This window comes from Bradyrhizobium sp. R2.2-H (assembly GCF_004346455.1).
Lineage (GTDB): Bacteria > Pseudomonadota > Alphaproteobacteria > Rhizobiales > Xanthobacteraceae > Bradyrhizobium > Bradyrhizobium diversitatis.
Window position 1 is genome coordinate 23,666 of sequence record NZ_SMBR01000012.1, and the last position, 25,075, is coordinate 48,740.

Annotated in this window: 21 protein-coding genes and 1 tRNA gene; 5 read left to right on the forward strand and 17 right to left on the reverse strand. The window is 63.8% G+C overall.

The annotated features are described in order from the left end of the window. Nucleotides 1-48: 48 nt before the first annotated feature. Entirely contained in the window at nucleotides 49-750 is a 702-nt protein-coding gene (locus EDE08_RS27615) for an SDR family NAD(P)-dependent oxidoreductase (RefSeq protein WP_131872063.1), read from the reverse strand. A gap of 233 nt (nucleotides 751-983) precedes the next feature. Between EDE08_RS27615 and EDE08_RS27620 the strand changes: the two genes are divergently transcribed. Then, nucleotides 984-2,768, forward strand: a complete 1,785-nt coding sequence (locus EDE08_RS27620) for an acyl-CoA dehydrogenase family protein (protein WP_131872062.1) — start codon at nucleotides 984-986, stop codon at nucleotides 2,766-2,768. Between the two features lie 213 nt (nucleotides 2,769-2,981). Beyond that, nucleotides 2,982-4,070: a Zn-dependent alcohol dehydrogenase gene (locus EDE08_RS27625; RefSeq protein WP_131872061.1), complete on the forward strand. Its 1,089-nt coding sequence runs from the start codon at nucleotides 2,982-2,984 to the stop codon at nucleotides 4,068-4,070. A gap of 166 nt (nucleotides 4,071-4,236) precedes the next feature. On the opposite strand, the gene EDE08_RS27630 is transcribed toward EDE08_RS27625, so the two are convergent. The 7 genes from EDE08_RS27630 to EDE08_RS27660 all read right to left on the reverse strand — a co-directional run bounded on the left by EDE08_RS27630 (nucleotide 4,237) and on the right by EDE08_RS27660 (nucleotide 11,550). Beyond that, on the reverse strand, nucleotides 4,237-5,709 hold the full coding sequence (locus EDE08_RS27630; RefSeq protein WP_131872060.1) for an amidase: 1,473 nt from the start codon (nucleotides 5,707-5,709) through the stop codon (nucleotides 4,237-4,239). A gap of 103 nt (nucleotides 5,710-5,812) precedes the next feature. Next, nucleotides 5,813-6,784 carry an iron exporter MbfA gene (mbfA, locus tag EDE08_RS27635; RefSeq protein WP_131872059.1) on the reverse strand — a complete coding sequence of 324 codons (972 nt, stop codon included), beginning with the start codon at nucleotides 6,782-6,784 and terminating at the stop codon, nucleotides 5,813-5,815. 66 nt (nucleotides 6,785-6,850) lie between these two features. Beyond that, nucleotides 6,851-7,999 (reverse strand): alpha/beta hydrolase, encoded by a 1,149-nt coding sequence (locus tag EDE08_RS27640; protein WP_131872058.1) that lies wholly within the window; start codon nucleotides 7,997-7,999, stop codon nucleotides 6,851-6,853. Nucleotides 8,000-8,125: 126 nt separating this feature from the next. Then, nucleotides 8,126-8,992 (reverse strand): MBL fold metallo-hydrolase, encoded by an 867-nt coding sequence (locus EDE08_RS27645; RefSeq protein ID WP_131872057.1) that lies wholly within the window; start codon nucleotides 8,990-8,992, stop codon nucleotides 8,126-8,128. A 15-nt stretch (nucleotides 8,993-9,007) separates the two neighbouring features. Then, the gene (locus EDE08_RS27650) at nucleotides 9,008-9,619 is read right to left on the reverse strand and encodes a glutathione S-transferase family protein (protein WP_131872056.1); all 612 of its coding nucleotides are present in this window, start codon (nucleotides 9,617-9,619) and stop codon (nucleotides 9,008-9,010) included. Nucleotides 9,620-9,773: 154 nt separating this feature from the next. Then, the gene (locus EDE08_RS27655; protein WP_131872055.1) at nucleotides 9,774-10,616 is read right to left on the reverse strand and encodes a fumarylacetoacetate hydrolase family protein; all 843 of its coding nucleotides are present in this window, start codon (nucleotides 10,614-10,616) and stop codon (nucleotides 9,774-9,776) included. 85 nt (nucleotides 10,617-10,701) lie between these two features. Continuing rightward, nucleotides 10,702-11,550, reverse strand: coding sequence for an MBL fold metallo-hydrolase (locus tag EDE08_RS27660; RefSeq protein WP_165936226.1), 849 nt, complete (start codon nucleotides 11,548-11,550; stop codon nucleotides 10,702-10,704). 113 nt (nucleotides 11,551-11,663) lie between these two features. On the opposite strand from EDE08_RS27660, the gene EDE08_RS27665 reads away from it, so the two are divergent. Next, complete coding sequence (locus EDE08_RS27665; RefSeq protein ID WP_131872054.1) at nucleotides 11,664-12,140, forward strand: DUF3775 domain-containing protein; 477 nt, start codon at nucleotides 11,664-11,666, stop codon at nucleotides 12,138-12,140. A gap of 172 nt (nucleotides 12,141-12,312) precedes the next feature. Here EDE08_RS27665 and EDE08_RS27670 read toward each other — a convergent pair whose 3' ends face one another. After that, on the reverse strand, nucleotides 12,313-13,095 hold the full coding sequence (locus EDE08_RS27670) for an SDR family oxidoreductase (RefSeq protein WP_131872053.1): 783 nt from the start codon (nucleotides 13,093-13,095) through the stop codon (nucleotides 12,313-12,315). Between the two features lie 127 nt (nucleotides 13,096-13,222). Continuing rightward, nucleotides 13,223-13,735 (reverse strand): CvpA family protein, encoded by a 513-nt coding sequence (locus EDE08_RS27675; protein ID WP_131872052.1) that lies wholly within the window; start codon nucleotides 13,733-13,735, stop codon nucleotides 13,223-13,225. 141 nt (nucleotides 13,736-13,876) lie between these two features. Between EDE08_RS27675 and EDE08_RS27680 the strand changes: the two genes are divergently transcribed. Further along, nucleotides 13,877-14,638: an SDR family oxidoreductase gene (locus EDE08_RS27680; RefSeq protein WP_131872051.1), complete on the forward strand. Its 762-nt coding sequence runs from the start codon at nucleotides 13,877-13,879 to the stop codon at nucleotides 14,636-14,638. Nucleotides 14,639-14,861: 223 nt separating this feature from the next. On the opposite strand, the gene EDE08_RS27685 is transcribed toward EDE08_RS27680, so the two are convergent. Both EDE08_RS27685 and EDE08_RS27690 read right to left on the reverse strand, forming a co-directional pair. Next, nucleotides 14,862-16,454, reverse strand: a complete 1,593-nt coding sequence (locus EDE08_RS27685; protein WP_131872050.1) for a GMC family oxidoreductase — start codon at nucleotides 16,452-16,454, stop codon at nucleotides 14,862-14,864. Between the two features lie 118 nt (nucleotides 16,455-16,572). Then, entirely contained in the window at nucleotides 16,573-18,006 is a 1,434-nt protein-coding gene (locus EDE08_RS27690) for a coniferyl aldehyde dehydrogenase (RefSeq protein ID WP_131872049.1), read from the reverse strand. Nucleotides 18,007-18,313: 307 nt separating this feature from the next. Between EDE08_RS27690 and EDE08_RS27695 the strand changes: the two genes are divergently transcribed. Beyond that, nucleotides 18,314-18,390, forward strand: a tRNA-Met gene (locus EDE08_RS27695). Nucleotides 18,391-18,693: 303 nt separating this feature from the next. Here the strand turns inward: EDE08_RS27695 and EDE08_RS27700 are convergent. From EDE08_RS27700 to EDE08_RS27720, 5 genes are all read right to left on the reverse strand, one after another. Then, nucleotides 18,694-20,844, reverse strand: a complete 2,151-nt coding sequence (locus EDE08_RS27700) for an adenylate/guanylate cyclase domain-containing protein (protein ID WP_131872048.1) — start codon at nucleotides 20,842-20,844, stop codon at nucleotides 18,694-18,696. A 24-nt stretch (nucleotides 20,845-20,868) separates the two neighbouring features. Continuing rightward, complete coding sequence (locus EDE08_RS27705; RefSeq protein ID WP_131872047.1) at nucleotides 20,869-21,261, reverse strand: cyclic nucleotide-binding domain-containing protein; 393 nt, start codon at nucleotides 21,259-21,261, stop codon at nucleotides 20,869-20,871. Between the two features lie 45 nt (nucleotides 21,262-21,306). Beyond that, nucleotides 21,307-22,332, reverse strand: coding sequence for an HAD family hydrolase (locus tag EDE08_RS27710; protein WP_207913106.1), 1,026 nt, complete (start codon nucleotides 22,330-22,332; stop codon nucleotides 21,307-21,309). A 77-nt stretch (nucleotides 22,333-22,409) separates the two neighbouring features. After that, a complete protein-coding gene (locus EDE08_RS27715; protein ID WP_131872046.1) occupies nucleotides 22,410-24,086 on the reverse strand; it encodes an arylsulfatase in 1,677 nt (558 codons plus the stop codon). After that, complete coding sequence (locus tag EDE08_RS27720) at nucleotides 24,083-25,006, reverse strand: formylglycine-generating enzyme family protein (protein ID WP_131872045.1); 924 nt, start codon at nucleotides 25,004-25,006, stop codon at nucleotides 24,083-24,085. Before EDE08_RS27720 ends, EDE08_RS27715 begins: the two co-directional genes overlap by 4 nt. Nucleotides 25,007-25,075: the final 69 nt, after the last annotated feature.

Here is a 25,075-nt window from a genome sequence, read left to right on the forward strand (position 1 = left end):
GGATTGCTTCGCTTCGCTCGCAATGACGATTGTTGTGATGTTATCGCCTCAAAACTTCTCGACCCAGGGCCGCAGCTCGAGCTCCCAGCTCCAGGCGCTGCGCGGCTGCTGCAGCACGTTCCAGTAGCTCTGCGCGATCGCGTCGGGATCGAGCATCGAATCCGGCTTGTCCGCTGGATCGGCTCGCGCGGCGCTGCGGATGCCGCCGTCGATGACGAAATGCGCGACATGGATGCCCTGCGGCGACAATTCGCGCGCCAGGCTCTGCGCAAGGCCGCGCAGCGCGAACTTGCCCATCGCGAACGGGGCCGACTGCGCATAGCCCTTGACGCTGGCGGAGGCGCCGGTGAACAGGATCGCGCCGTGCTTGTTCGGCAGCATGCGCTTGGCCGCCTGCTGCGCCACCAGGAAGCCGCCATAGGCGCTGACCGCAATCGCCTGCGCGACATCGGCCGGAACGAGCTCGACGAAAGGCCCGCGCGAGCGGCCGCTGGCATTGTAGACGACGAGGTCGGGCGTTCCGATCTCACGCTCGACGAGGCCGAACAGCCGTTCGACCTCGTCGGGCTCGGTGGCGTTGCAGGCATAGGCCTTGGCGCCGGTCTCGCTGCAGAGCGCGCCGAGCTTCTCGATCTTTCGCGCGGCGAGCGCGACGCGGATGCCCTGGGCGGAGAGCAGGCGCGCCAGCGAGGCGCTGAGGCCTTCGCCGGCACCGACGATGAGGGCGATCTTGTATTTCGGATGTTCCATGGCGTGATTTCTCGGAAGCAGGAGCCGCTGATCTATGCATGAGCTGTGCGAACAACCAGCCAAAGGGTTTGGGTCGGCGATCACAATTCCGCAGAGCGAATTGCTCCTCCACGGCGATCATGCCGCCCTGACAATTTGCGGCTTTATCGCTGTCCGCGACTGGAGCATGATCGACATCATCCAAAGCGGCAAGCGCAAAGAATTGCCGTCGGACGGAAACGAAGAGGACGATCATGCACAAGCCGGTCACAGCGCAGCCACAAAATGTCGCGGCCGCACCATCCGGCCTGCTGGCGCCCGATACGTCAGGCATGAATTTCTACCGCGCCGATCCGGCGCTGGCCGATCTCCTGCGCATTCATCTGCCGGACACGCTGTTCCGTCATATCGAGCCGCATCTCGACCGTCTCGGCGCGCTCGCCGGCGGCCATCTCGACGAGTGCGCGCGGCTCGCGGACCGGCACACACCCGTTTTGCACCAGCGCGACAAGTTTGGCCGCGACACGCAATGGATCGAATACCACCCGGCCTATCGCGAATTGGAGAATGCTGCGTTCGGTGAGTTCGGCATCCACGCGCTCTCTATCGCTAAGGGCATCATGGGCTGGCCGGACAAATACCCCGTCGTCGCCAAGCACGCCTTCACCTTCCTGTTCAACCAGACCGAATTCGGCATGGGCTGCCCGATCAACGTCACCGACGGCTGCGCCAAGCTGTTGGCAAGTTTCGGCAGCGAGGCGCTGAAGGCAAAATATCTCGACGGCCTGACCTCGACCGACATGAGCAAGCTGACGCAAGGCGGCCAGTTCATGACCGAGAAGGAGGGCGGCTCCGACGTCGGCACGCTGACCACGCGTGCGGTGCAGGAGGGCGACCATTGGCGTCTCTACGGCGAAAAATGGTTCTGCTCGAATGCGGACGCGAAGGTCGTGATGCTGCTGGCGCGTCCTGAAGGCGCGGGCCCCGGCACGCGCGGCGTCGGCCTGTTCCTGATGCCGCGCTTTCTCGACGACGGCTCGCAGAACAACTACCGGATCGTGCGCCTCAAGGACAAGCTCGGTACCCGTTCGATGGCCTCGGGCGAGATCAAGCTCGAAGGCGCGATCGCCTACGCGGTCGGCAAGCTCGACCGCGGCTTCGTGCAGATGGCCGAGATGGTGAACTCGTCGCGGCTCTCCAACGGCGTCAAGTCCACCGCGCTGATGCGCCGCGCCTATCACGACGCGATGACGGTGGCGACGAACCGCGTGGTGTTCGGCAGCCGCATCATCGACCTGCCGCTCGGACGGCGGCAGATGTTGAAGATCATGCTGCCGGTCGAGCAGGCGCTGTCGATGAGCTTCCTCACCGCCGATGCGCTCGATCGCGCCGAAGCCGGCAGCCAGGATGCGGCGGCGCTCCTGCGCATTCTCACCCCGACGCTGAAATTCCGCGCCACGCGCGATGCCCGAAAGGTCTGCGGCGATGCGCTCGAGATGCGCGGCGGCATCGGCTATATCGAGGAATTCGCCACCGCTCGCCTGCTGCGCGATGCGCATCTCGGCTCGGTCTGGGAGGGCACCGGCAACATTGTGGCGATCGATGCGCTGCGACGCGCGGTCGGTCGCCACGGCGCGGAGTCCGCGCTCGCGGCCGATCTGCACGCCCGGCTCGACGACAGCGCCTCCGTGCCGCAGGCCTGGCGCGACCGTCTGCGCGGTCTCACCGATCGCGCCGTCGGCTTTGCGCGCGAGGTCGCAAGCAAGTCCGAGAACGAGGCGGAGGCGCGCCGCGCCACCAGCCTGCTCTATCATGTCGCGAGCGCGGTCACCTTCGCCTGGGAGGCGCATCGCATCCACGACATGCGCGGCGATGCGCGCCGCCTGCTGCTGTCGCGCCTCGTCATCGATCATCGCGTGTTGCCGAGCGATCCGTTCCGGCTGACGGAAAATGCCGCGCAAGCGAAGATCGCCGCGTTGCTGCTCGGCGATCGCGCAGGCGGCATGAGCGAGGTTGGCGAACTGGTTCTGGCAGCGTAGGCTACTGCGGCAGCGGGCGCAGTTCACCTCTCCCATAGGGAGAGGTCGGATCGCGTGAGCGATCCGGGTGAGGGGTTGCGTTCTCACGTGAGACCTGAACCCCTCACCCGGAATCGCATCTTACGATGCGCTTCCGACCTCTCCCTTCGGGAGAGGTGAAGAGCCTAGATCGCGCGAGCGATAATCAACGAAACAAACACTGAGGAAACACCGATGAAGGCCGCCGTCCTCCATGAAGTCAACAAGCCGCTCGTCATCGAGGATGTCAGCCTGCCGAAGCCCGGTCCGCGCGAGGTGCTGATCCGCACCGCGGTTGCCGGCCTCTGTCACTCCGACCTGCATTTCATGGAAGGGCTCTATCCGCATCCGCTGCCGGCGGTGCTTGGGCACGAATCCGCCGGCGTGGTCGAGCAGGTCGGCTCCGACGTCACCTACGTCAAGCCGGGCGACCACGTCGTCACCTGCCTGTCCGTGTTCTGCGGCACCTGCGACAACTGCACCACGGGCCGCACCGTGCTCTGCACCGACACCACGGTGAAGATGCTGCCGGGCGTCTCCAACCGGATGCAATGGTCGAAGCCGGAGAAGCTGCACCAGTTCCTGAACCTCTCCTCCTTCGCCGAGCAGATGCTGGTGCACGAGAATGCCATCGTCAAAATCAGGAAGGAGATGCCGCTCGATCTCGCCGCGCTGATCGGCTGCGGCGTCATCACCGGCTATGGCGCGGTGGTGAACACGGCGAAGGTGACGGCGGGCGAGACCGTGGCCGTGATCGGCTGCGGCGGCGTCGGCATGGCCGCGATCAACGGCGCGCAGATCGCGGGCGCCGGCCGCATCATCGCCATCGACACCAATCCGGCGAAGCTCCAGCTCGCGACCAAGTTAGGGGCGACTGATATCATCAACCCGGCGGATGGTGACGTCGTGAAGCAGGTGCGCGACCTCACCAATGGCGGCGTGCATCATTCCTTCGAGGTGCTCGGCCGCAAGGAGACCGCCGAGCAGGCGTTCGGCATGCTCGCCTCGGGCGGCACCGCCACCATCGTCGGCATGATCCCGTTCGGCCAGAAGATCGAGCTGCACGGCTTCGATTTCCTGCGCGAACGCAAGATCCAGGGCTCCTCGATGGGCTCGAACCACTTCCGCGTGGACATGCCGCGCCTGGTCGATTTCTACCTGCGCGGCCGGCTGCACCTCGAAGACTGGATCTCGGCCAAGCTGAAGCTGAGCGAGATCAACGAGGGCTTTGCCAACATGAAAGCCGGCAAGACGCTGCGTAGCGTGATCATGTTCGATAGCTAGCGGTCGTCACGGTGTCATCGTCCGGCTTGACCGGACTATCCAGTACGCCGCGGCGGGACTTGTGTGAATGAACTCCGCCGCGGCGTACTGGATGCCCCGGTCGAGCCGGGGCATGACAGCGGAGTGTGAGGACCGCCTGCCCTAACTGACCGCGACAAGCGATGCATCAATCATCGAACATCTTCGGCGGCACGAACCCGCCGAACTCGCGCTCGATCAGCTCGGCGAGCTTGAGCGGCGTGCGATCTTCCAGCCACGGACCGACGATCTGAGCGCCGACGGGCAGGCCGTCATTCGACAGACCGAGCGGAACGGCCGTCGCAGGCAGCCCCGGAAGCGTGGCAATGCCCGGCCAGGCGAGCTGGTCGGAATAGGGATAGTCCTTGCCGTCGATGCTGATACGCCGCAGCCGCTGCTCCGGCGAATGGTCATGCGGAAAGGCCGGCGTCGGCATGATCGGGCAGATCACCGCGTCGAAGCTCTTGAACAACGCGCGCCATTGCGCCCGCAGGCCGGCGCGGCTGCCTGCGTCGAGCACCCAGGCGCGGTGGCTTGCGGTGATGCCACGCAATCGCTCCGCGCCGAGGCTGCGATCCTCCGGCGAAAGCTCGCTCGCCCGTGCCTGCGAGTCCGCCAGCTCGTCGGGAGGTAAGAACGCGCCGAGGAAGCTCAGCAGCATGCGCATGTAAAGCCGCGACGTCTCCACGAAGTCCGGAAGCAGCGCGCTCTCGCGGGCGACCGTCACGCCGGCCTTCGACAGATCGGTTGCGAGCCTGTCGATCGCGCCGCGCACGTCCCGATCGGTCGGCAGCAGCGGGTGGCTGTCGATCACCAGGACACGAAAATCCCGCAGCGACTGATGCCGTGCAACGGGCAAGTCGAGCTTGTAGGCGACACCGGCATCCAGCGGATCCGGTCCGGCCATGATGTCGAGCAGCAGGGAGAGATCCGCTGCCGTGCGCGCCATCGGACCGATGACGGCGAGGTCGCCCTCGCGCGGAATGGCCGGAAACGGCGGCGGGGTTTCGCCGCGCGCCGCGCAGAGATTGAGGGTCGGCTTATGCGCGAAGACGCCGCAATGAAATGCCGGCACACGCAGGGAGCCGCCGATGTCGGAGCCGGTGGCGAGCGCGCAATAGCCCGCGGCGAGGGCTGCGGACGATCCTCCGGACGATCCGCCCGGCGTGCGGCCGAGATCATAGGGGTTGTTGGTGGTGCCGTAGATGTCGTTGTAGCTCTGCCAGTCGCCGAGGCCGACCGGCACGTTGGTCTTGCCGAGGATCACGCCGCCCGCCTCCTTGATGCGGGTGACAGGTAGTGCGTCTTCCACAGGCTTGAAATCCTTCTGCGGAACGAACCCCCAGGTCGTCGGCAGGCCGGCGACGTTGAAGGATTCCTTGATCGTCACGGGCAGGCCGAGCAGCGGCTTGCGCTCGCCGCGCGCCAGCGCCGCGTCCGCCTCGCCCGCCGCGACGAGCGCGCGATCGAAATCCCGCACGCAGATCGCGTTGATCGTGCCGTCATGCCGTTCGATGCGCGCGATCGCATCCTGCGTGAGCTCGACCGCGGAGACCTTCTTCGCGCTCAATGCGGCCGACAGTTCGACCGCACTCTTGAAACTCCATTCCGACCTCGCCACGGCGCTTCTCCCGCTCTGGTTGTTGGAGGATGATGCGCAGTTTGGCCGAACGCGGCAACGGTTGTTTGATGGCGATTGCTATGTCAGTGGGACAGTGTGGCTCCTACGCCGCCCCGATCACGATCCCGACCGCCAGCACGATGGCGCCGCCGAGCACGATCTGGAACACGGCTTGGAGGAACGGCGTGTCCATGTAGCGCGAGCGGATGAAGGCGATCGCCCACAATTCGAAGAACACGACGATGCAGGCGATTCCGGTCGCGATCCAGAACGCGTTGGCCCAGCTGTCGGGTACGAGATACGGCGCGGTGTGGCCGAGCCCGCCGAGCGTCGTCATCGCGCCGCAGGTGATGCCGCGCAGCCAGGGCGAGCCGCGCCCCGTGAGCGACCCGTCGTCGGACAGCGCTTCCGCAAAGCCCATGCTGATGCCGGCGCCGATCGAGGCGGCGAGGCCCACCAGAAATGTTTGCCAGTTCTGATGCGTGGCAAAGGCGGCCGCAAACAGCGGCGCGAGCGTCGAGACCGAGCCGTCCATCAGGCCGGCGAGGCCCGGCTGCACATATTGCAGCACGAACATCCGCCGGCGCGTGCGGTCCTCCTCGGCCCGCACGTCGGGCTTCAGGATCTCGTCGGTGAGTTTCGCGGCGGTATGCTCGTGGCCCTTCTCGGCCTCTGCGAGGTCGCCGAGCAGCCGGCGCACGTTGACGTCCTCGGCCTGCTCGGCGGCCTTGGCGTAGAAGCGCTCGGCTTCGAGCTCCATGGTCTCGACTTCCCGGCGGATCGTGTCGAGCGGCAGGTTCTTGGTCAGCCAGATCGGGCGACGGCGCAGGAAGCCCTTGACGTCCTCGCGGCGGATCGGCGGCAAATGCTGGCCGAAGCGCTGCTCGTAGGTTTCCAGCAGCATGTGACGATGGCCGCGCTCTTCCTCTGCCATCTGCTCGAACAGCTTCGCGGAGTCGGGATAGCGTTCCTTCAGATCCTCGGCGAAGGTCATGTAAATCCGGCTGTCCTCCTCCTCGGAGGAGATCGCAACCGCCAGCACTTCGCGCTCGGTCAGATCGGCAAAATTCTTCACGGCCGCCTGTCTTCCTAATTTAGAATTATTCTAAACTATATAGAAGGCCGCGGTTCCCCGGTCAAATCATGCGGCGCGGGCTTTGGCGAGGAAGTCGAGCAGCAACCGGCTCACCTTGGCCGGCTGCTCCTGCTGCACCCAATGGCCGGCGCCGTCGACGAGATGGCAGCCGAGCATCTTCGTGCAGGCGCGGCTCTGCATCGCCTCGAACACGCCCGGGCGCTGATAAGTGCCCCAGTCCTGCTTGCCCGAGATGAAGCAGGAGGGCACGTCGATGCTGCGGCCGGCGAACAGCTGCAGCTCGTTGTTCATCGTGCCCGAGGTGCCGTAGCGATACCATTGCAGCCCGCCCTGGAATCCGGTGCGGCCATATTCGGCGCTGTAGTAGGCGAGGTCGCTGTCCGGCAGCCATCGATTGGCGGCGATCGCCGCGGGCGAGGGCATCTCCTTCGCGACCGTCTCCGCCATGGTCTCGTTCAGGTCCATCACGTAATAAGTCGGCAGCTTCGCCAGCTCGCCCGCCGACCACGACGCCAGCGGATAGGGTTTGTTGCCGGTCCAGTCCGCGCTCTTCTGATGATAATAGGCGCGCAGGAAATCATGCAGGCCCTGCGGTGCGCGGTGCATGTCGGCGTTCGCCTCGCGCGTCGAATAGTACCATTGATAGTGCTTTCGCGGACGCGGCAGCGCGGCGAGCTCGCGATGGACCGCGTCTTCGGCCGCAGGCTCAGCCGGCGCATGCGCGGTGTTGAACGGCAGCGGCGGCGGTCCGCCGAACGGCGCGCTCATCATCGTCACTGACCGAAACACGTCTGGCCGGATCAAGGCGCACCAGGCAGCGACCGGGCTGCCGAAATCATGCCCGACCACATCGACCTGCCTGTAGCCGAACGCCGACACCAGGGCGAGCGCGTCACGCACGAGATTGAGGAGCGAGAAGGGGGCGAGATCGCCGTCGTAATCCGCACTCCATCCCGTCGTGCGCCCATAGCCGCGCTGATCCGGCGCGATCACGTGATAACCTGCGTCGGCCAGCGCCGGCATCACCTTGCGCCAGGAGAAGGCAAGTTCGGGAAAGCCGTGCAGCAGCAAAATGCAGCGCCGTCCGCTGGTCTCGAATCCCGCCTCGAGCACATGCACGCGCAAGCCGTTGATGCCGTCGATGGTACGCGAGCGAATGTCGGCGGGCAGCGGAATGTCGGGCAGATCAGGCATGTTGTTTCCTCGTCATGGCCGGGCTTGTCCCGGCCATCCACGTTCTTCGTGATCGATGGATTGTAAGAGCGTGGATGGCCGGGACAAGCCCGGCCATGACGTGAGGAAGCAGGAAGACCGCTTGCGCTAAACCGCCGCGCAAACGAATCCGCTGCCCTTGCGCTTGATCTTTCCGACCGACGGCGAGGGGAAATGCGCGGTGCAGCACAGCGTGTCGGTGTCGCAATAGCGCTCCAGGAAGCTGCGGCGCGTCGTCGCCGCCTTGGCCGGATCGACGTCGAACTTGATCGACAGCTCCGGATAAAGCGTCTGCAACGGCGAGTGCATGAGATCGCCGGAGAACACCGCATCGTCCTTGCCCCGTCCCATCGTGATGGCGATATGGCCGGGTGTGTGACCGGGCGTCGGCAGGATGCGCACATGGTCGCCGATCTGATGGTCGTCGGCGACGAGCTCGTGCCTGTTAGCCTCGACCACCGGCAGCACGCTGTCGGCGAAAGGCGGGACTTCCGCCTTCGCGTTCTGCGCGGACCAGTGATCAAATTCCTGCTTGGCGAACAGATAGCGCGCCTTGGGGAAGGTTGGCACCCAGCGGCCGTTCTCCAGCCGCGTATTCCAGCCGACATGATCGACATGTAGATGCGTGCACATCACGAAGTCGATGTCGTCGACCGAGAACCCCGCGGCATCGAGCCCGCGCAGATAGGTATCGTCGGTCTTCATGTTCCATTTCGGCCGCGGCCGCGGCTTGTCGTTGCCGATGCAGCTGTCGACCAGGATGGTGTGGTGCGGCGTCTTCACCACGTACGATTGGAAACAGAGCAGCAGCACGTCCTGCTCGTCCAGCGCCTTCGCCTCGCGCATCCACGCGCGGTTTTCGGCCAGCACGTCCGGCGTCAATGCTGGCAGCATCTCTAGAGCCGGGACGAACGAGGTCTCCTGCTCGATGACGCGATGGATGGTGAGATCGCCGACTGAGAACTTCAGGCTCATGAAAACTCCTGCGATTTATGCCGGAGGCGGCACCGAGATCTTCACCGAGGGCCGCTCCAGCATCTTCTGGTGAAAGGCGTCGAGCTTGGGATAGGCCTTGCGCCAGCCGCAATCGGCGAAGCGGAAGTCGGCATAGCCGAGCACGCAAACGAGGCCGATCTGCGAGATGTCGAACGGGCCGTTCAGGACGTCGGGCATGTTCTCGAAGCGCGCCATGCCGGTCCAGGCCCGGTTCCAGTGGTCGTCCGACCAGGCCTGCCATTGCGAGCCCTGCGGGCGCACCATCTTCTCGTAGCGGCACAGCAGCATGGAATCGAGCATGCCGTTGATCAGCGAATGGTTGGTCTTGGCCTTCCAGCGCCGCGGGCCGTAATCCGGAATCAGGCTGCCGCCGGCCATCTCGTTGAGATATTCGACGATGACGTAGGAATCCAGGATCACGTCGCCGTCATTGGTGATCAGCACCGGCAGCTTCTTCAGCGGCGTGATCTTCGAATAATCCTCGTTGGCCGTGCCCGGCGTCACGCTTGCGGGCACGAACTCGATCTTGTCGATCAGCCCGAGCTCGATCGCGGCGATGCGCACCTTGCGGGCGAAGGGCGAGGCAGGGGAGAAGGTGAGTTTCATGAGGATGTCCTGCATTCGGTCTTGTGCGAACGGTGTCTCCTCGTCATGGCCGGGCTTGACCCGGCCATCCACGCGTCGCGTCGTGGTCAGACTGTGAGACGTGGATGCCCGGGTCAAGCCCGGGCATGACGACGGTGTATGATGCGCGCGCGTCTTACGCCGCCACGATCTCCTGGCGCTGCTCGCCGAGGCCTTCGATGCCGAGCGTGACGACGTCGCCGACATTGAGGAAGGTCGGTGGCTTCATGCCGAGGCCGACGCCGGGCGGGGTGCCTGTCGTGATGACGTCGCCGGGCAGCAGGGTCATGAACTGCGAGACGTAGGAGATGCACTTGGCCATGGAGAAGATCATGGTCTTGGTCGAGCCGGTCTGGCGGCGCTGGCCATTGACGTCGAGCCACATCGACAGGTCCTGCACGTCCTTGATCTCGTCCTTGGTGGCGAGCCACGGCCCGAGCGGGCCGAACGTGTCGTGCGACTTGCCCTTGGTCCACTGGCCCAGGCGCTCGATCTGGAATGCGCGCTCGGAGACGTCGTTGCAGACGCAATAGCCGGCGACGTGGTTCAGCGCATCGGTTTCCGAGACGTATTTGGCGCGGGTGCCGATGATGGCGGCGATCTCGACCTCCCAGTCGAGCTTGGTCGAGCCGCGCGGCTTCTCGACCGGATCATTCGGCCCCGACAGCGAGGTGTTGGCCTTCATGAAGATGATCGGCTCGCTCGGGATCTCGGCGCCCGTCTCCTTGGCATGGTCGGAATAGTTGAGGCCGATCGCCACGAATTTCGAGATGCCGGTGACGGGCGCACCGAACCGCGGCTTGCCGGAAACGGCGGGCAGCGAGGCGGGATCGAGCGCCGCCAGCTTCTTCAGGGACTCGGGCGAATAGGCTTCGCCGGTGAGGTCCTTCACATGCGCCGACAGGTCGCGCAGCTGGCCGGATCTGTCGATCAGGCCGGGCTTTTCCGCACCCTTCTCGCCGTAACGAACAAGCTTCATTCTCGTTTCTCCCTGGAGATTGGACCGGTCGGTTAACAGCTTCATGGAACAGGGCGGCAGGAAATTCAACCGCCCAAAACAGAGATCACCCCAGCGCTACGAACCTGAACGCGTCCCCCTCCCGCTTGATATGCCCGGCCGAAAAATGTCCGCCGATCACCAGCGTCGGCGTGTCGGCGAAGCGGCCGAACAGTGCCGCCCGCGTCGCCGCCGATTGCGCCCGGTCGGAATCGGCTGTCGAGGACCAGTCGAGATGGGCCATCTGGCAGGGGTGATGGGCGACGTCGCCGGTGAGCAGGGCCTGTTCGCCGTCCGACTGGATGAGGATGCTCATATGGCCGGGACTGTGGCCCGGGGTCGGGATCATGCTGATCTCCTCGCACAGACGGTGGTCGCTCGAGATCAGATCGGCTCTGTCGGCATCGACGATCGGCTGCACGGAATCGCCGAACACGGCCTGCTTGTCCGGCTCGGTCGAATGGTCGCGCCAGTGTTCGTATTCGGTCCTGCCGAAAACGTAGCGCGCCTTCGGGAACGTCGGCACCCATTTGCCGCCGGACAATTTCGTATTCCAGCCGACGTGATCGACATGAAGATGCGTGCACAGCACGGTGTCGATGCTGTCGGGGGCAAAGCCGGCCGCCGTCATGGTCTCCAGGAACGGCGTGCTGCGGTTGTTCCAAGTCGGGACGTTGCGGCCCTGCTTGTCGTTGCCGAGGCCGGTATCGACCACGATGCGCCTGCCGGGCGTCTCCACCACCAGCGAATGGATCGACATTTTCAGCCGGCCTTCCTCGGTGGCAAAATGCGGGATCAGCCAGGGCAGCTTGCAAATTTCCTCGTTGCTCGCGAGCGGCAGGATGAAACGGGTCGAGCCGACCGTCTCCAATTCCACCACTTTGGTGATTTTGACCTTGCCCACCTGCCACTGCATCCGGCACCTTCCCAGCTTCTTTTTTTGGTGCCGAAACATGCGGTTTTCCGCCGTCAAGCGCAATGGATCATCTGACGCGATGCGGCGTTATCGCGGGAACCCTGGAGAGAGCCATGCCGGAGCTTACGATTTCCGCCGAGAAGGTTGCCTTCATCATCGAGAAGGCGCGTGAATTCGACGTCAAGGAGGGGGATTCCGATCCGGATTCCGGCTCGAACCCAAGCGACGACGATGCGATCGACGTCCTCGGAGATGATGGCTCCGACCCCGTCGTCAACGAGCTCGGAAGCTTCATGATTGCGTTGAACGAGGACGAGCAGGTCGATCTCGTCGCGCTGACCTGGCTTGGTCGCGGCGACGGTACCATCGACGATTGGGACGATCTGCGCGCCCGCGCCGTGGAGGCGCGGGGTGAATATCGCAGCCCGCGCCGCGAAACCGTGCATTATCTGCTCGGCGAGCCGATGCTGGGCGACCTGCTCGCCAACGGGCTCGAGGAATTCGGCATCGACTGGACCGGCGAGCGCCTCACCGCCGATTCCTCCGATCCCAGCGAGCGGGACGAGGACGAACCGACGAAGCAGCGGTGAGTTGCTTTGCCTCTCCCCGCTTGCGGGGAGAGGCCGGAATTCAAACGCAGTTTGAATTCCGGGTGAGGGGGAGCCTCCGCGAGTCCAGTCCTCACGGTGCTTGTGGAGAGAGTCCCTCACCCCAGCCCTCTCCCCGTAAGAACGGGGCGAGGGAGTACACCTGCAAACGCGGCTACAGCGTGCCCGGGAACGCACCACCATCCAGCAGAATGTTCTGCCCGGTGATGAAGCCGGCCTTGGCGCCGCACAGGAAGGCGCAGGCATAGCCGAACTCGTCGGGCTGGCCGAAGCGTCCGGCGGGGTTGAGCTTGGCGCGCTCGGCCAGGATCTGCTCCGGCGTGACACCGCGCTTGTCGGCTTCGCCCTTCGCGGTGCTGGTCAGGCGATCGGTCTCGAACGGGCCCGGCAGCAGGCCGTTGATGGTGACGTTGTTGATCACGGTCTTGCGCGACAGGCCGGCGATGAAGCCGGTGAGGCCGGCGCGCGCGCCGTTGGAGAGGCCGAGGATGTCGATCGGCGCCTTCACCGCGGCCGAGGTGATGTTGACGATGCGGCCGAACTTGCGCGCCATCATGCCGTCCACCGTCGCCTTGATCAGCTCGATCGGGGTCAGCATGTTGGCGTCGATCGCCTTGATCCAGTCGTCGCGGGTCCAGTTGCGGAAATCGCCGGGCGGCGGGCCGCCGGCATTGTTGATCAGGATATCGGGCTCGGGGCAGGCTTTCAGCACCGCCTCACGGCCGGCGGGCGTCGTGATGTCGCCGACGATCTCGGTGACCGTGACATCGGGATAGGCCTTGCGGATTTCATCGGCGGTTTTCTTCAGGGCTTCGGCGCCGCGCGCGGTCAGCGTGACGTGAACGCCGGCGTCCGCCAGCGAGATGGCGCAGGCGCGCCCGAGGCCTTTGCTGGATGCGCAGACGATGGCGCGGCGACCTTTGATCCCAAGATCCACTGTTTCACTCCCGTAATGTCAGGCAGGTTTTGGACGGCGGCACTCTAGCCAACTGTTGCGCCGCTGATAAGGGATCGGCTCGCACCAAAATGCATGCGCGTCCACGCTGCGATGCAAATGCGCCAGATCAGATGCGCCGCTCCTGCTTGAGGCGGTCGATCGCGGAGGCGGCCTCCGGCGGCAGCGACTTGAAGCCCATCTGGCCGGCGGCCGAGAACAGCGGCCGCAGATGCGAGCCGGCGAGGAAGGGCGGCTCGCGGTTGGCCGGCACGATCTGGTCGAACACCAGCACCAGCGTGGTGGCGACAAGGCCGACCCTGATGGCGCCGAGCGCGGCGCCGCCGAGCCGGTCGCCGATTCCCGCTTCGCCGACGGTGTCGTTCAGCGCGATGCGGCCGATATGGCCGAACAGCATGCCCACCACCACGAAGATCGCGAAGAACCAGATCCAGTTCTGGAGCAGCGGCGAGTTTGCATTGCCGGCAATCTGCGGTGCGATCATCGGCATCAGCGCCACCGCGATCGGCGCGGCGAGAAGATAGGCGAGGATGGTCATGGCGCTGCGCAGCAGGCCGGTCCTGAACCCGAAGCCGACCGCGACGGCGAGCGCGGCATACACGGCGAGATCGAAACTGTTCATGAGCGAAACCCCGCCTCTGGAACGAATGAACGCCGAACCGATCATTCCGGTTTCAGATCGTTAAAATCGTCTGTATTGATGGCCCCAAAGCTCGCGGGATGCGCCTAAGGAATCGGTAAGGAAATCGGCAAGGAAATCGTCATGTCAGACCTATTCGACGTCAGTAAAGAAACCATCCTCGTCACGGGCGCGAGCCAGGGGCTGGGCCGGCAATTTGCACGGGTGCTGGCGGCGCATGGTGCGGCGGTCGCGCTGGCTGCGCGGCAGACCGACAAGCTGAAGAGCCTCGAGGAGGAGATCCGCGGCAAGGGCGGCCGTGCGGCCGCGGTCGCGCTCGATGTCACCGACACCGCCTCGATCGCCAGGGCTGTCGACGCCGCCGAAGCCGCGCTCGGCCCCGTCACCGTGCTGATCAACAATGCCGGCATCGCCATCGAGAAGCTCGCGACCGAGCAGACCGAGGCGGACTGGGACGCGGTGATCGGCGCCAACCTCAAGGGCGCCTATTTCCTCGCGACCGAGATTGCCCGCCGCATGATCGCGCGCAAGCAGGAAGGCAACATCGTCAACATCGCCTCGGTGCTCGGCACCGGCGTCCTGAAGGCGGTCTCGCCCTATGCGATCTCCAAGGCCGGCATCATCCAGGCGACCAGGGCGATGGCGCTGGAGCTGGCGGGGCAGAACATCCGCATCAACGCGCTGGCGCCGGGCTATATCGACACCGAAATGAACCATGCGTTTTGGTCGACGCCATCAGGCGAACGCCTCGCCAAACGCATCCCCCAGCGCCGCGTCGGCGCAGAATCCGATCTCGACGGCGCCATCCTGCTGCTGGCGTCCAACGCGTCGCGGTACATGACCGGGAGCGTGGTGACGGTGGACGGCGGGTTCTTGCTGAATTGATTCACGTCGTCGTTGCGGACAAGCGCTTTTTGCTCCGCTGTCGTCCCGGACAAGCGCGCCCAAAGCGCGCGCAGATCCGGGACCCATAACCACAGGGAGAAGTTGGGGCGCGCGATGGCAACTCCGAGTCTTCGCCAAACCATGTCCTGTGGCTATGGGTCCCGGATAGGCGCTTACGCTTGTCCGGGACGACAGAGGGGAATGACGCGGCGGCAGCTTCACATTACCGCATCTCCCCCCTGATCATATCCGCCGCTTTCTCGCCGATCATGATGGTCGGCGCATTGGTGTTGCCGCCGATCAGCGTCGGCATGATCGAGGCGTCGACGACGCGCAGGGCTTCCAGCCCGTGCACCTTCAATGCCGGATCGACCACGGCCATCGCGTCCGTCCCCATCTTGCAGGTGCCGACCGGATGATAGACGGTGTCGACGCGTTCGCGCAGCACGGCGCGGATATCGTCGTCGCTGCGCACGTTCGCGGTGAACATGTCCCTCTTCTGCAAAGCGCGCAGCGCCGGCGTCTCCATCAGGCGGCGCGTGGTCTTGAAGCCCGCGACCATCGCTTCGACATCCTCTGCCTCGCCCAGGAAGTTCGGATCGATCATCGGCGCTGCGAGCGGATCGTCGCTCTTCAGCCATACGCTGCCGCGACTCTTCGGTCGCAACAGGCAGACATGGCACGAGAAGCCGGCCTCCTTGTGCTTCTTGCGGCCGTGGTCGTCGAGCATTGCGATGACGAGGTGGAGTTGAATGTCGGGTATGTCGAGGGCGGGCCGGCTCTTCAGGAAGCCACCGCACTCGGCGAAATTGGTGGTCATCAGGCCGCGCCGTTCACGGCGATACCGCTGGATGGCGCGGAGCAGGGACGGTAGCCGGCCGAGCGAGGCGTGAACGAAGTGCGGATAGTCGGAGGCGTAGACGAACACGAAATCCGGGTGGTCCTGCAGATTGCGCCCTACGCCGGGCAGATGATGCACGACGCCAATGCCGTGCAATCGAAGCGCGTCGCCGTCGCCGACTCCCGACAGCATCAGCAATTGCGGTGACTGGAAGGCGCCGGAGGCCAGGATCACCTCACGGCGTGCGCGCAACGTCCTTGTCTGCTTGCCCTGCAGGTATTCGACGCCGACCGCGCGGCTGCCTTCGAACAGGATCTTGGTGGCGTGCGCGCCGGTCTCGATCCGCAGATTCGTGCGCTTGCCCATATGGGGATCAAGATAAGCGCGTGCGGCGCTCCAGCGTTCGCCATTGTGCTGCGTCACCTGGTAGCCGCCGAGTCCTTCATGGTCTTCGGCATTGAAGTCGTCGCGAATGCGGAACTGCGCCTCGCGCGCGGCCTGATGGAAGACGTCGTGGATCGGATTGTCGGAGCGCAGCTTGTTGACATGCAGCGGGCCGCCCTTGCCGTGATATTCGCCGTCGAAATCGCCGTTGTTCTCGGAAGCCTTGAAGTAGGGCAGGACGTCGGCATAGGACCAGCCGGCATTGCCGAGCGAGGCCCAGTGGTCGTAGTCCCATTTGTGGCCGCGGATATAGACCATGGCGTTGATCGCCGAGGAGCCACCGAGGCCCTTGCCGCGCGGCTGATAGCCGATGCGGCCGTTCAGCCCCTTCTGCGGCACGGTATCGAAGGCCCAGTTGGCCGTTTTGTACGGCAGGGCAAGCCCGAACGGCGTGGTGATCCGCCAAGTGTCGTTCCGTCCGCCGGCATCGAGCAGCGCCACGGATGTCGCCGAATCTTCGGATAGCCGTCCCGCGACAGTGCAGCCGCCGGAGCCCGCGCCCACGACGACGAAATCGAATGTGTCGGTCAATGTTGTTTCCCCCTGCCTTTTCTCGTCATTGCGAGCGCAGCGAAGCAATCCAGGCTGTTACCGCGGAGGGATTCTGGATTGCTTCGCTGCGCTCGCAAAGACGGCGTTTGTGTAGCCCCTACGACATGAACCGCATCAGCTTCTCCAGCCGCGCGATCCTGCCGCCATAGGGTGGATAGAGATCTGCGAGGCGATTGAACCGGGAACGATAGAACACCGGCTTCAGCTTGCTGAACGTCCTGAAGCCCCATTCGCCGTGATAGGCGCCGGTGCCGGAGGCACCGACGCCGCCCATCGGCTGGTTCACTTGCGTGAAGTGGAACAGGCAGTCGTTGATCGTGACGCCGCCGGAGACGGTGCGCGCCAGCACCTCGTCGCGCGCGCTCTGGTCGCTGCCGAACCAGTACAGCGCCAGCGGCCGGTCGCGGGCGTTGACGAAAGCGATCGCCTCCGCCGGGTCGCGCGTGCCCAGCACCGGCAGCACGGGTCCAAAGATCTCCTCCTGCATCGCCGCCATCGCTTCGCTCGCACCGACGATCAGCGTTGGCGGGAATTTGCGATGCGCCTTCCAGTTCGGATCGTCGGGCTTCGCCGGTTGCAGGATTTTTGCGCCGTGCTGGGCTGCGTCCGCGACCAGGCCCTCGAGCCGGGCATAGTGCCGGTCGGAGATAATCGAGGTGTAATCCTTGTTGGCGGGATCGGTGCCGAACATGCGCCGCATCTGCGCGCGGACCTTCTCGGCGAAGGCCTGCACCGAGCGCTCCGGCACCAGCACATAGTCCGGCGCGATGCAGGTCTGCCCGGCATTGAGCAGCTTGCCATAGGCGATGCGCTCGGCGGCCTCGTCGAGATCGGCCGAGGCATCGATGATCGCGGGCGACTTGCCGCCGAGCTCGAGCGTAACAGGCGTGAGATTACGTCCCGCGGCCTCCGCGACCAGCCGGCCGACCCGGGTCGAGCCGGTGAAGACCAGATGATCGAACGGCAGGCTTGCGAAACCCTTGGCGATCTCGTCCTCGATGCCGGTGATCAACAGCTCCGCAGCGTCGAATCGCTGCGCGACCGTCTCATGGAGCAGCGCCGAGAAGTGCGGGACCAGCTCGCTCGGCTTGATGATGACGCGGTTGCCGGCGGCGATCGCGCCGATCGCGGGCGCGAGCGTGAGCTGAAGCGGATAATTCCACGGCGCGATGATGCCGACGACGCCGAGCGGCTGCGGCATCAGCCGGTTGCGGGCGGGGAGGAATTGCAGCGCGGTGGCGACGCGCTGCGGCGCCATCCAGGCCTTGAGGTGCTTGGTGGCATGCCGGATCTCGGAGAACAGCAGCATGGTCTCGGCGATGGTGGTTTCGACCGCGCAGCGGTGGCCGAAATCGGCCGAGATCGCCTGCCGGAAGCGCTCCTCGTTATCGGCGATCACCGCGCGCAGCCGCGCCAGCCGGTCGAGTCGCTGGGCCAGGTCAGGGGCCGGTTCCTCCCGCGACCGCGCGCGCATGGCATGGAGGGCCTCTTCGAGGGCCCGCAGTGGGGCGCTCGTCGGGGATTTGTCCACGGCGTTCCTCCCTCCAGGCGTTTCAGCCTGAATCTTGTTGCCGCAAGCTGGCGCTTTGCGGAACTTCTGGCAAGAGCGCGCGGAACGCAGCGGAAATTCGTCCATCCCCTGTCATAAAGTCGAAAAAAACGTTCGCGCAGCCCTTTCCAAAGGCACCCCGCCTTGATACATACGCCCCGCACCCGACGGGCATTGCCCCGGGGTCGCCTTCCAAGGAAGCCTTTGGGACGGAAGAGCAAGCCACGCGAACAGCGCCGGCCTCAACCGACCGTCCCCGGGATTTTCGCAAAGGCACGCAACGATTTAACGCGGGGTGGAGCAGCCCGGTAGCTCGTCAGGCTCATAACCTGAAGGTCATAGGTTCAAATCCTATCCCCGCAACCAAGTTGATGAAATACCCCAGCAATCTCACAGGATTGCTGGGGTATTGTTTTGGTGCCGAGGTCGAACCCAACAACATCAATAGCCTAGCTTGCGGGTTCAAATCGCCCCGCAACGACCCATTCGCATCTTCACCAGACGAGAAAGTCTCCCAGTGGGAAAGCTTCGCGGCGTCGATATTTCGATCGGCCAATTCGTCTTCCGGCACCGCCTTGTTGTTCGCGGTGTCTGAATCAAAGACCGGCCGCGCGCTTACTTCAACAGCTCATCGAGCGCAGCATGTTCTGGGTCCAGCGAGGAACTGCCCTATTTGGACCTGAAGTGGATGACGCCGTCCCAATCTTGGGGCGGGGGCTCCAGCAGAAATCCGACAACGCGATCGAGATAGATTCCAGCCACGACATCTTCGGGATGCTCTGTGGCAAACCCTTCCAGAGCGTTGAGCGTGCGCAGCCAATCCTTGCTGGCGTACATCTCATAAACACTATTCCAGTCCCGGACGAGCTTCGCCATTTCCGGGGTGACGCGGTATTCCTCGGGGCCATCGATCATGCCGAGAAGTTCGAAGACGTTCAGCGCCTTTCCTGCGCCCTTCGGCTGGCTGCGGTCCACGCGCCGGAATAGGAATTCTCGCGAACAGAGATCTGCGACCTGTCCACTCGCGAGAATGCCGGTCCCATAATACTTGTTCAGTGCCTCCAGGCGCGCGGCGATGTTCACGGTGTCGCCAATCGCGGTGTAGTCGATCCGATCGGACGACCCGACATTTCCCAGCACGGCCTCGCCGACGTGAATCCCGAAGCGCGTCTGCCAAGGGGGCAAACCTTCCTTGAGCCACCGCTCGTTCAAACGTCGCGCTACGGCGCGGCATGCAAGGGTCGTCGCGCAGGCCACATGTTCGTGTCGCGCAACCGGAAGCGGCGCATTCCAGAAAGCGAAAATTGCGTCGCCGATGAATTTGTCCACCGTTCCACTCTCCTTGATGATCAAGGATGCGAGCTCTTCAAAGTATTCGGACAGTCTCACCATGAGATTCTCAGCTGGCATGCCCTCGGCGATGCGAGTGAAATCCTTGACATCGGTAAACAGTATGCTGACGCGACGGGTCTCTCCGCCGACCTCAACCAGGCTCTCGCTTTCGAGAAGATCCTTGACCAGCGCCTTCGGTACGAATTTGGAAACTTCGCGAATCGTGCCCTTCATGCCGGACATTGACCTGATGAGCGTGTTGATCTCACGCACCCGCGATTCCATTCTGATCGGATCAGCCAGTTGGAACGATCGTATCAATTCCGCCTCGTCGGAAAGCTTCCTGAGCGGCTTCGAAATCGAGTGCGCGAGGTAAATGATGGCCGGCAGGGCAAGAACAAAGACGAGCAATGCGGTGGGGATGTTTCGCGCAGCGGCGTGGGCCAGAGACCCCAGAAAGTCCGAGAGAGGAGCCGCATAAAGCACAAAGAAGACGCCTCCGTCTCTGGCGACCTGCCGGACCACTGTGGCCAGATACTCCGTACCGGCTACATCAAGATTGGCCAGTTGGTAGGGACCGCCGCGTGCGAAGATCTGCAATGCTTCCCGAACCACGGGGTCGGTAAGATCGGTGGTCCTTGCGAGTTCGGTCGCTTGGGTTTCCCCTGCGCTGGGGGCTTTGAACATCCGATCAGGATCGAAGTGAGCGAGCAGACGATTCTCTTCGTCAAATGCCACGAATCGCTGCTCTTCATTCGATCTGACCGACCGGACATAGGCCATCAATCGGTCGAGTGTGATGTCGACGCCGACGACACCGCCTTCAAATGCCCTTGCCAGGGTCATTCCTGCCTGCGAGGTGGCCGCGAAAATATACGGCAGCGTGCGGGCGACGCTTTGCGGTTGTGCGCGCGCACTACGATACCAATCGCGGCGACGAGGGTCATAGGCGGGAAGCTGATTGCCAAGCGTCCCAATCTGCTGGCGATTGGAGTCGAGAAATCGCCAGGTTTCGACGCGAACGCCGCTGCCGTCGACGCGGATCTCCCGAATCGCGAACCGGGTCGTCTGAGGCCCGCCCAGACCTGCGATAAAGGAGTTTTCGGCTTCCGAGATCGACAGAACGTGAAAGAAATTCCCGTTCTCGAAACCAGCATACACCGCGGATATCTGCGGGCTCAGCGTCAAGCTGGAGAGGATCAAAGGCAGGATCGCCTCCTTCGAGCCGGAGGCCTGATGGAACGTGGGATCGTTGCCGAGTTGCTCGGTCATCAAGAAGGCGGTCGCAAAAAATGCGAGACGTCGCTCATTGATCCGGTCTATTTTCGCCTTGAACGTATCGGATGCGACCTTGATCGCGGTCTTGCGGTCCTCAACGTAGTTGGCGACCGTAACTCCGGCGCCTACCAGCAGCGAGGCGGTCAGGAAGAGTGTCAGGACCGTCACGAAGAGAGGGATGCGCGAGATGCGAGCCGGAGCGGGATGCATTGAACTGCCGCCTCCGCGGACGTTTTATTGCGTAGACAGGTCGATAATGCGCTTCGACAGATAGTCGACCCAGTAGCGAAGGAACGGGTCGGCTTCATCCAGTTTCTGTTTGAGCTTTTCCTCGCTCACGGCCAGCAACTCGCATCCGCCTTTCGTAAAAGCCGACGCGGCGCGCTGCGCTCCGGCCATGAGCGCGTGAACGCCGAACATCTGCCCGGGCTTCAGCTCCGTCAAAGCACGCTGTTGAGCCGTTCCGTATCCAACGAAAATCGTGACGTCGCCCCGAAGCAGGATATAGGCGATCGTTCCCAACTCACCTTCGGCGAAGATCGTTGCGCCCGCGGGAAACACCCTTCGATCTAGGCCTTTCCATGCGGACCGGGCCGGGGTCTTTGGATTTCCGGGCTCGAACGTCATTCGAAAGCCCCCCAATTGAGGCGGCGGATGCTCATCGTGCACCCCTCAGGGATTCTGGAACGGATAGATCACCTTCCAATCCCGCTTCATGTCCACGATGGTCCAGCCCCTGGCCAGGCCTTCCTCCAGCGCTTTGTCGAGCTTGCCGACCGGAGAGATGCGGTCGTAAGCCCATTCACGCTCACCGTCGGTATGATGCACGATGCCGATGAAGCGCGCCCCGCCGCCGGCTGCGGTCCATTGCAGCATTTGAAGGTCACCGTCCGAGTTGCCGAAAGCGAGGATCGGCCGACGGCCGATGAAGCGGTTGATGCCAACCGGCTTTCCGGGGCCATCGTCTATGAATTCGATTTTGGGCTCCTTGATGAGTTCAGGCGTGCCACCCGGTTCGAGTTGGAACTTGACCACGCCGGACGAGCCGACGACCTGCTCCGGCGGGATGCCGTAGGTCCGCTCGGCGAACACGCGCATGAACTCGACGCCGCCGCCAGACACGATGAATGTCTTGAAGCCGTTTTGGCGAAGGTAGGCGAGGAGCTCGAGCTGCGGCTGGTAAACCAGTTTGTCGTAGGGCTGATTGAAACGCGGGTGGCGCGCCGACGCTAACCAGTCGGAGACGCTCCGGGAGAAGGCATCGGTCGTCAAGCCGGCATGAGTGACCGCCACGATTTCGAGCAGCCCCCTCTCGCCTGAGGCCGCAAGCGCCTTCGCGTCGCCCTCAATGGCCGCCTTGAATGGCTGCGCGTCCTTCCATTCCGGATGCTGTGGCGTCAACGCCTTGATGCGATCCAGCGCAAAGGCCAACTGGAAATAGACCGGCTGTTCGGACCATAGTGTTCCATCGTTGTCGAACACGGCGATGCGCAACGCCGGTTGCACAAAATCAGCCGCACCTGGCGTGGTTACGCGTACGACGAAATCTGTGATCGACTTCTTCGCAGTACCATCCTGCCACGACGGCAGCGGGTCGGGTTGTGCTGACGCCCCATGATCCGCGAGCATGCAAAGTACTGCTCCAAGCGATCCAGCGAGCATTGTGCGTCGGGTGGTTTGTTGCATGATGGCAGCCATAATGATCTCCCCTCGATCGGGATTATCAGAGGGAGCGCCGGCCTGAAGGACTGCTGGCCGACGCTCTCTTGCGGTCGTCAACCGCCGTGCGCATTCGACATCTGCGCCAGGACCTCATCAACGCTGAAGCTTGACGGCTTCTGCCGCGGCGGGAAGTCTTTGAATGTCTCGACGAATTGCGCAACGAGCGCCTGAGCCGGCACGATCAGGAAGGCTCGCTGGATTACCCAGTCGTTGTATGTGTTGGAGGTGATGTCCGCCCGCTCGTAGGGGTCCAGGCGAAGATTGAACATCTTCGGCAGGCGACGGCAGACGAAGGGAGCGGCCCAGAGTTCCAGCGTGCCAGCGACCTTCTGCTCGCAGAATACAATCTTCCAGTTCTCGTAGCGCATCGCCACGAGCTGGGCATCGTCGTTGATGTAGAAGAACTCCTTGCGAGCGGACTTCTCCTGCTGGCCGGTGAGCAGCGGCAACTGGTTGTATCCATCAAGGTGCACCTTGAACGTCTTGCCGCCGGAACTATAACCCGTAAGAAGTTTGCTCTTGATGTCCGGCTCTCCGGCTGCAGCCAGCAGCGTCGGGAACCAGTCGAGCGCCGCGAAGACTTCGTTGCTGACCTGTCCGGGCTTGATGCGGCCTGGCCAGCGGATCATTGCTGGAACGCGATAGGCGCCTTCCCAGTTGGTGTTCTTCTCGCTGCGGAACGGTGTCATGCCGCCGTCCGGCCACGAGTTCATGTGCACACCGTTGTCGGTGCCGTAGATCACGATGGTGTTGTTGGCGATGCCGAGGTCGTCGAGCGCCTTGAGCAGGTTGCCGACCTGGCCGTCGTGTTCCAGCATCCCATCCATGTATTCGCTGAGACCGCTGCGGCCCTTATATTCAGGCCGGACGTGGGTATAGAGATGCATGCGGGTGCCGTTCCACCAGCAGAAGAAAGGCTTGTTGGCCTGAACCTGCCGCTTGATGAAGTCGATTGCCGCGCTGGATGTTTCGTCATCGACCGTCTCCATTCGCTTCTTGGTGAGCGGGCCGGTGTCCTCGATGGTCTGCTTCCCGACTTTGCCGAAGCGTGGATCGACGGTCGGATCTTCCCGATCGGCGGCTTTGCATTTGAGCACACCGCGCGGGCCGAATTTCGCCTTGAACCCGGGGTCCTTCGGATAGTCGGGATGCTCGGGCTCCTCCTCGGCATTGAGGTGATAGAGGTTCCCGAAGAACTCATCGAACCCGTGCACCGTCGGCAGGAATTCGTTGCGGTCGCCGAGATGATTCTTGCCGAACTGGCCGGTGGCGTAGCCGAGCGGTTTCAGCGCCTCGGCGATGGTGATGTCCTCGAAACGGAGGCCGAGCGCCGCGCCGGGCAGGCCGACTTTGGTCATCCCTGTGCGCAGACCCGCCTGACCGGTGAGGAACGAGGCCCGCCCCGCCGTGCAGCTCTGCTCGGCGTAATAGTCGGTGAACATCAATCCTTCGCGGGCGATACGGTCGATGTTCGGCGTTTTGTATCCCATCAGGCCGAACGTGTAGGCGCTGATATTGGCGACGCCGACATCGTCGCCCCAGATGACGAGGATGTTCGGCCGTTGCCCGGCAGGAGCGGGCTGCTGCGCTTGCGCCTGCGTCACCTCGACCCGCGCGCCCGCGACGAGCGCGGACGTGGCGGCGAGCGCCGTACCACCGAGCAGAATCCTGCGCCGATCAAGTGCACTGGCCTTCGTGTTGGACTTGTCTCCATCCTTCTCTGTGCTCATGACTTGCTCCTTTCGCGAATGACACAACGAAATCCCACGTGGCTCGTGGACGTATCGATCGGCTCTGCATGACGCGCGGCCGGGCGGTAGCGGCGGCAGTAGTTCGGGGCGCACAGGTGTGAGCCGCCTTTCAGCACCTTGCGTGGAATCCTGATGTTGGCTTGGCAGGGGTCGTAGCTGTTGGCCTCGCGACCCCCGCTCGGGTTTTCCGGGATGCAGCACGGCTTGGCCGCGTCGGCCTCGTGCTGTGCGCACCACCAATCGGAGGTCCATTCCCAGACATTGCCGATCATGTCGTGCAGGCCGTAGCCATTCGGCGGAAACGCCGTCACCGGCGAGGTGCGCTTGAAACCGTCGCTGTTGAGATTTTCATGGGGGAAGTGGCCCTGCCAGGTATTGGCCATGTGCTTGCCGCCGGGGGCAAGCTCGTCGCCCCATGCGAATTCGGCGCCGTCGAGCCCGCCGCGCGCGGCGAATTCCCATTCCGCTTCCGTCGGCAGGTCCTTGCCGGCCCAGAGCGCATAGGCCAGCGCATCGGAATAGGCGACGTGCACCACGGGATGATCGTCGAGCGTGTTGATGTTGCTCTTCGGGCCGTAAGGATGGCGCCAGTCGGCGCCATTGAGGAAGCTCCACCATTGGCTCCAGTCGCGCAGATCGACCGGACGGAGCGGGGGTGCAAAGACCAGCGACCCGGCATAGAGCATGTGAGGCAACGCGCCGGGATAGTCCTTCGGATCCGGGGAAATCTCGGCAAAGGTGACGTGGCCCGTCGCCTTTACGAACGCCCTGAATTGACGGTTGGTCACCGGCGTCCGGTCGATCCAGAACGGATCGACGGTGACGCGGTGCACTGGCGCCTCTTCCCGATAGTGCCGGTCCGAACCCATGCGGAAGGTGCCGCCGGGGATGAGGATCATCTCCGCTCGATCGGAGATGGATGCGGGGTCGCTTTCCGTGCTGCGCTGACCGCTTCCGCACTGACGATC

Bases quoted from the DNA above. Each gene is read 5' to 3' on its own strand.
- EDE08_RS27615 (WP_131872063.1), bottom strand. From the start codon at position 750: ATGGAACATCCGAAATACAAGATCGCCCTCATCGTCGGTGCCGGCGAA.
- EDE08_RS27620 (WP_131872062.1), top strand. From the start codon at position 984: ATGCACAAGCCGGTCACAGCGCAGCCACAAAATGTCGCGGCCGCACCA.
- EDE08_RS27625 (WP_131872061.1), top strand. From the start codon at position 2,982: ATGAAGGCCGCCGTCCTCCATGAAGTCAACAAGCCGCTCGTCATCGAG.
- EDE08_RS27640 (WP_131872058.1), bottom strand. From the start codon at position 7,999: ATGCCTGATCTGCCCGACATTCCGCTGCCCGCCGACATTCGCTCGCGT.
- EDE08_RS27645 (WP_131872057.1), bottom strand. From the start codon at position 8,992: ATGAGCCTGAAGTTCTCAGTCGGCGATCTCACCATCCATCGCGTCATC.
- EDE08_RS27650 (WP_131872056.1), bottom strand. From the start codon at position 9,619: ATGAAACTCACCTTCTCCCCTGCCTCGCCCTTCGCCCGCAAGGTGCGC.
- EDE08_RS27655 (WP_131872055.1), bottom strand. From the start codon at position 10,616: ATGAAGCTTGTTCGTTACGGCGAGAAGGGTGCGGAAAAGCCCGGCCTG.
- EDE08_RS27660 (WP_165936226.1), bottom strand. From the start codon at position 11,550: ATGCAGTGGCAGGTGGGCAAGGTCAAAATCACCAAAGTGGTGGAATTG.
- EDE08_RS27665 (WP_131872054.1), top strand. From the start codon at position 11,664: ATGCCGGAGCTTACGATTTCCGCCGAGAAGGTTGCCTTCATCATCGAG.
- EDE08_RS27675 (WP_131872052.1), bottom strand. From the start codon at position 13,735: ATGAACAGTTTCGATCTCGCCGTGTATGCCGCGCTCGCCGTCGCGGTC.
- EDE08_RS27680 (WP_131872051.1), top strand. From the start codon at position 13,877: ATGTCAGACCTATTCGACGTCAGTAAAGAAACCATCCTCGTCACGGGC.
- EDE08_RS27700 (WP_131872048.1), bottom strand. From the start codon at position 20,844: ATGCATCCCGCTCCGGCTCGCATCTCGCGCATCCCTCTCTTCGTGACG.
- EDE08_RS27705 (WP_131872047.1), bottom strand. From the start codon at position 21,261: ATGACGTTCGAGCCCGGAAATCCAAAGACCCCGGCCCGGTCCGCATGG.
- EDE08_RS27710 (WP_207913106.1), bottom strand. From the start codon at position 22,332: ATGGCTGCCATCATGCAACAAACCACCCGACGCACAATGCTCGCTGGA.
- EDE08_RS27715 (WP_131872046.1), bottom strand. From the start codon at position 24,086: ATGAGCACAGAGAAGGATGGAGACAAGTCCAACACGAAGGCCAGTGCA.
- EDE08_RS27720 (WP_131872045.1), bottom strand. From the start codon at position 25,006: ATGATCCTCATCCCCGGCGGCACCTTCCGCATGGGTTCGGACCGGCAC.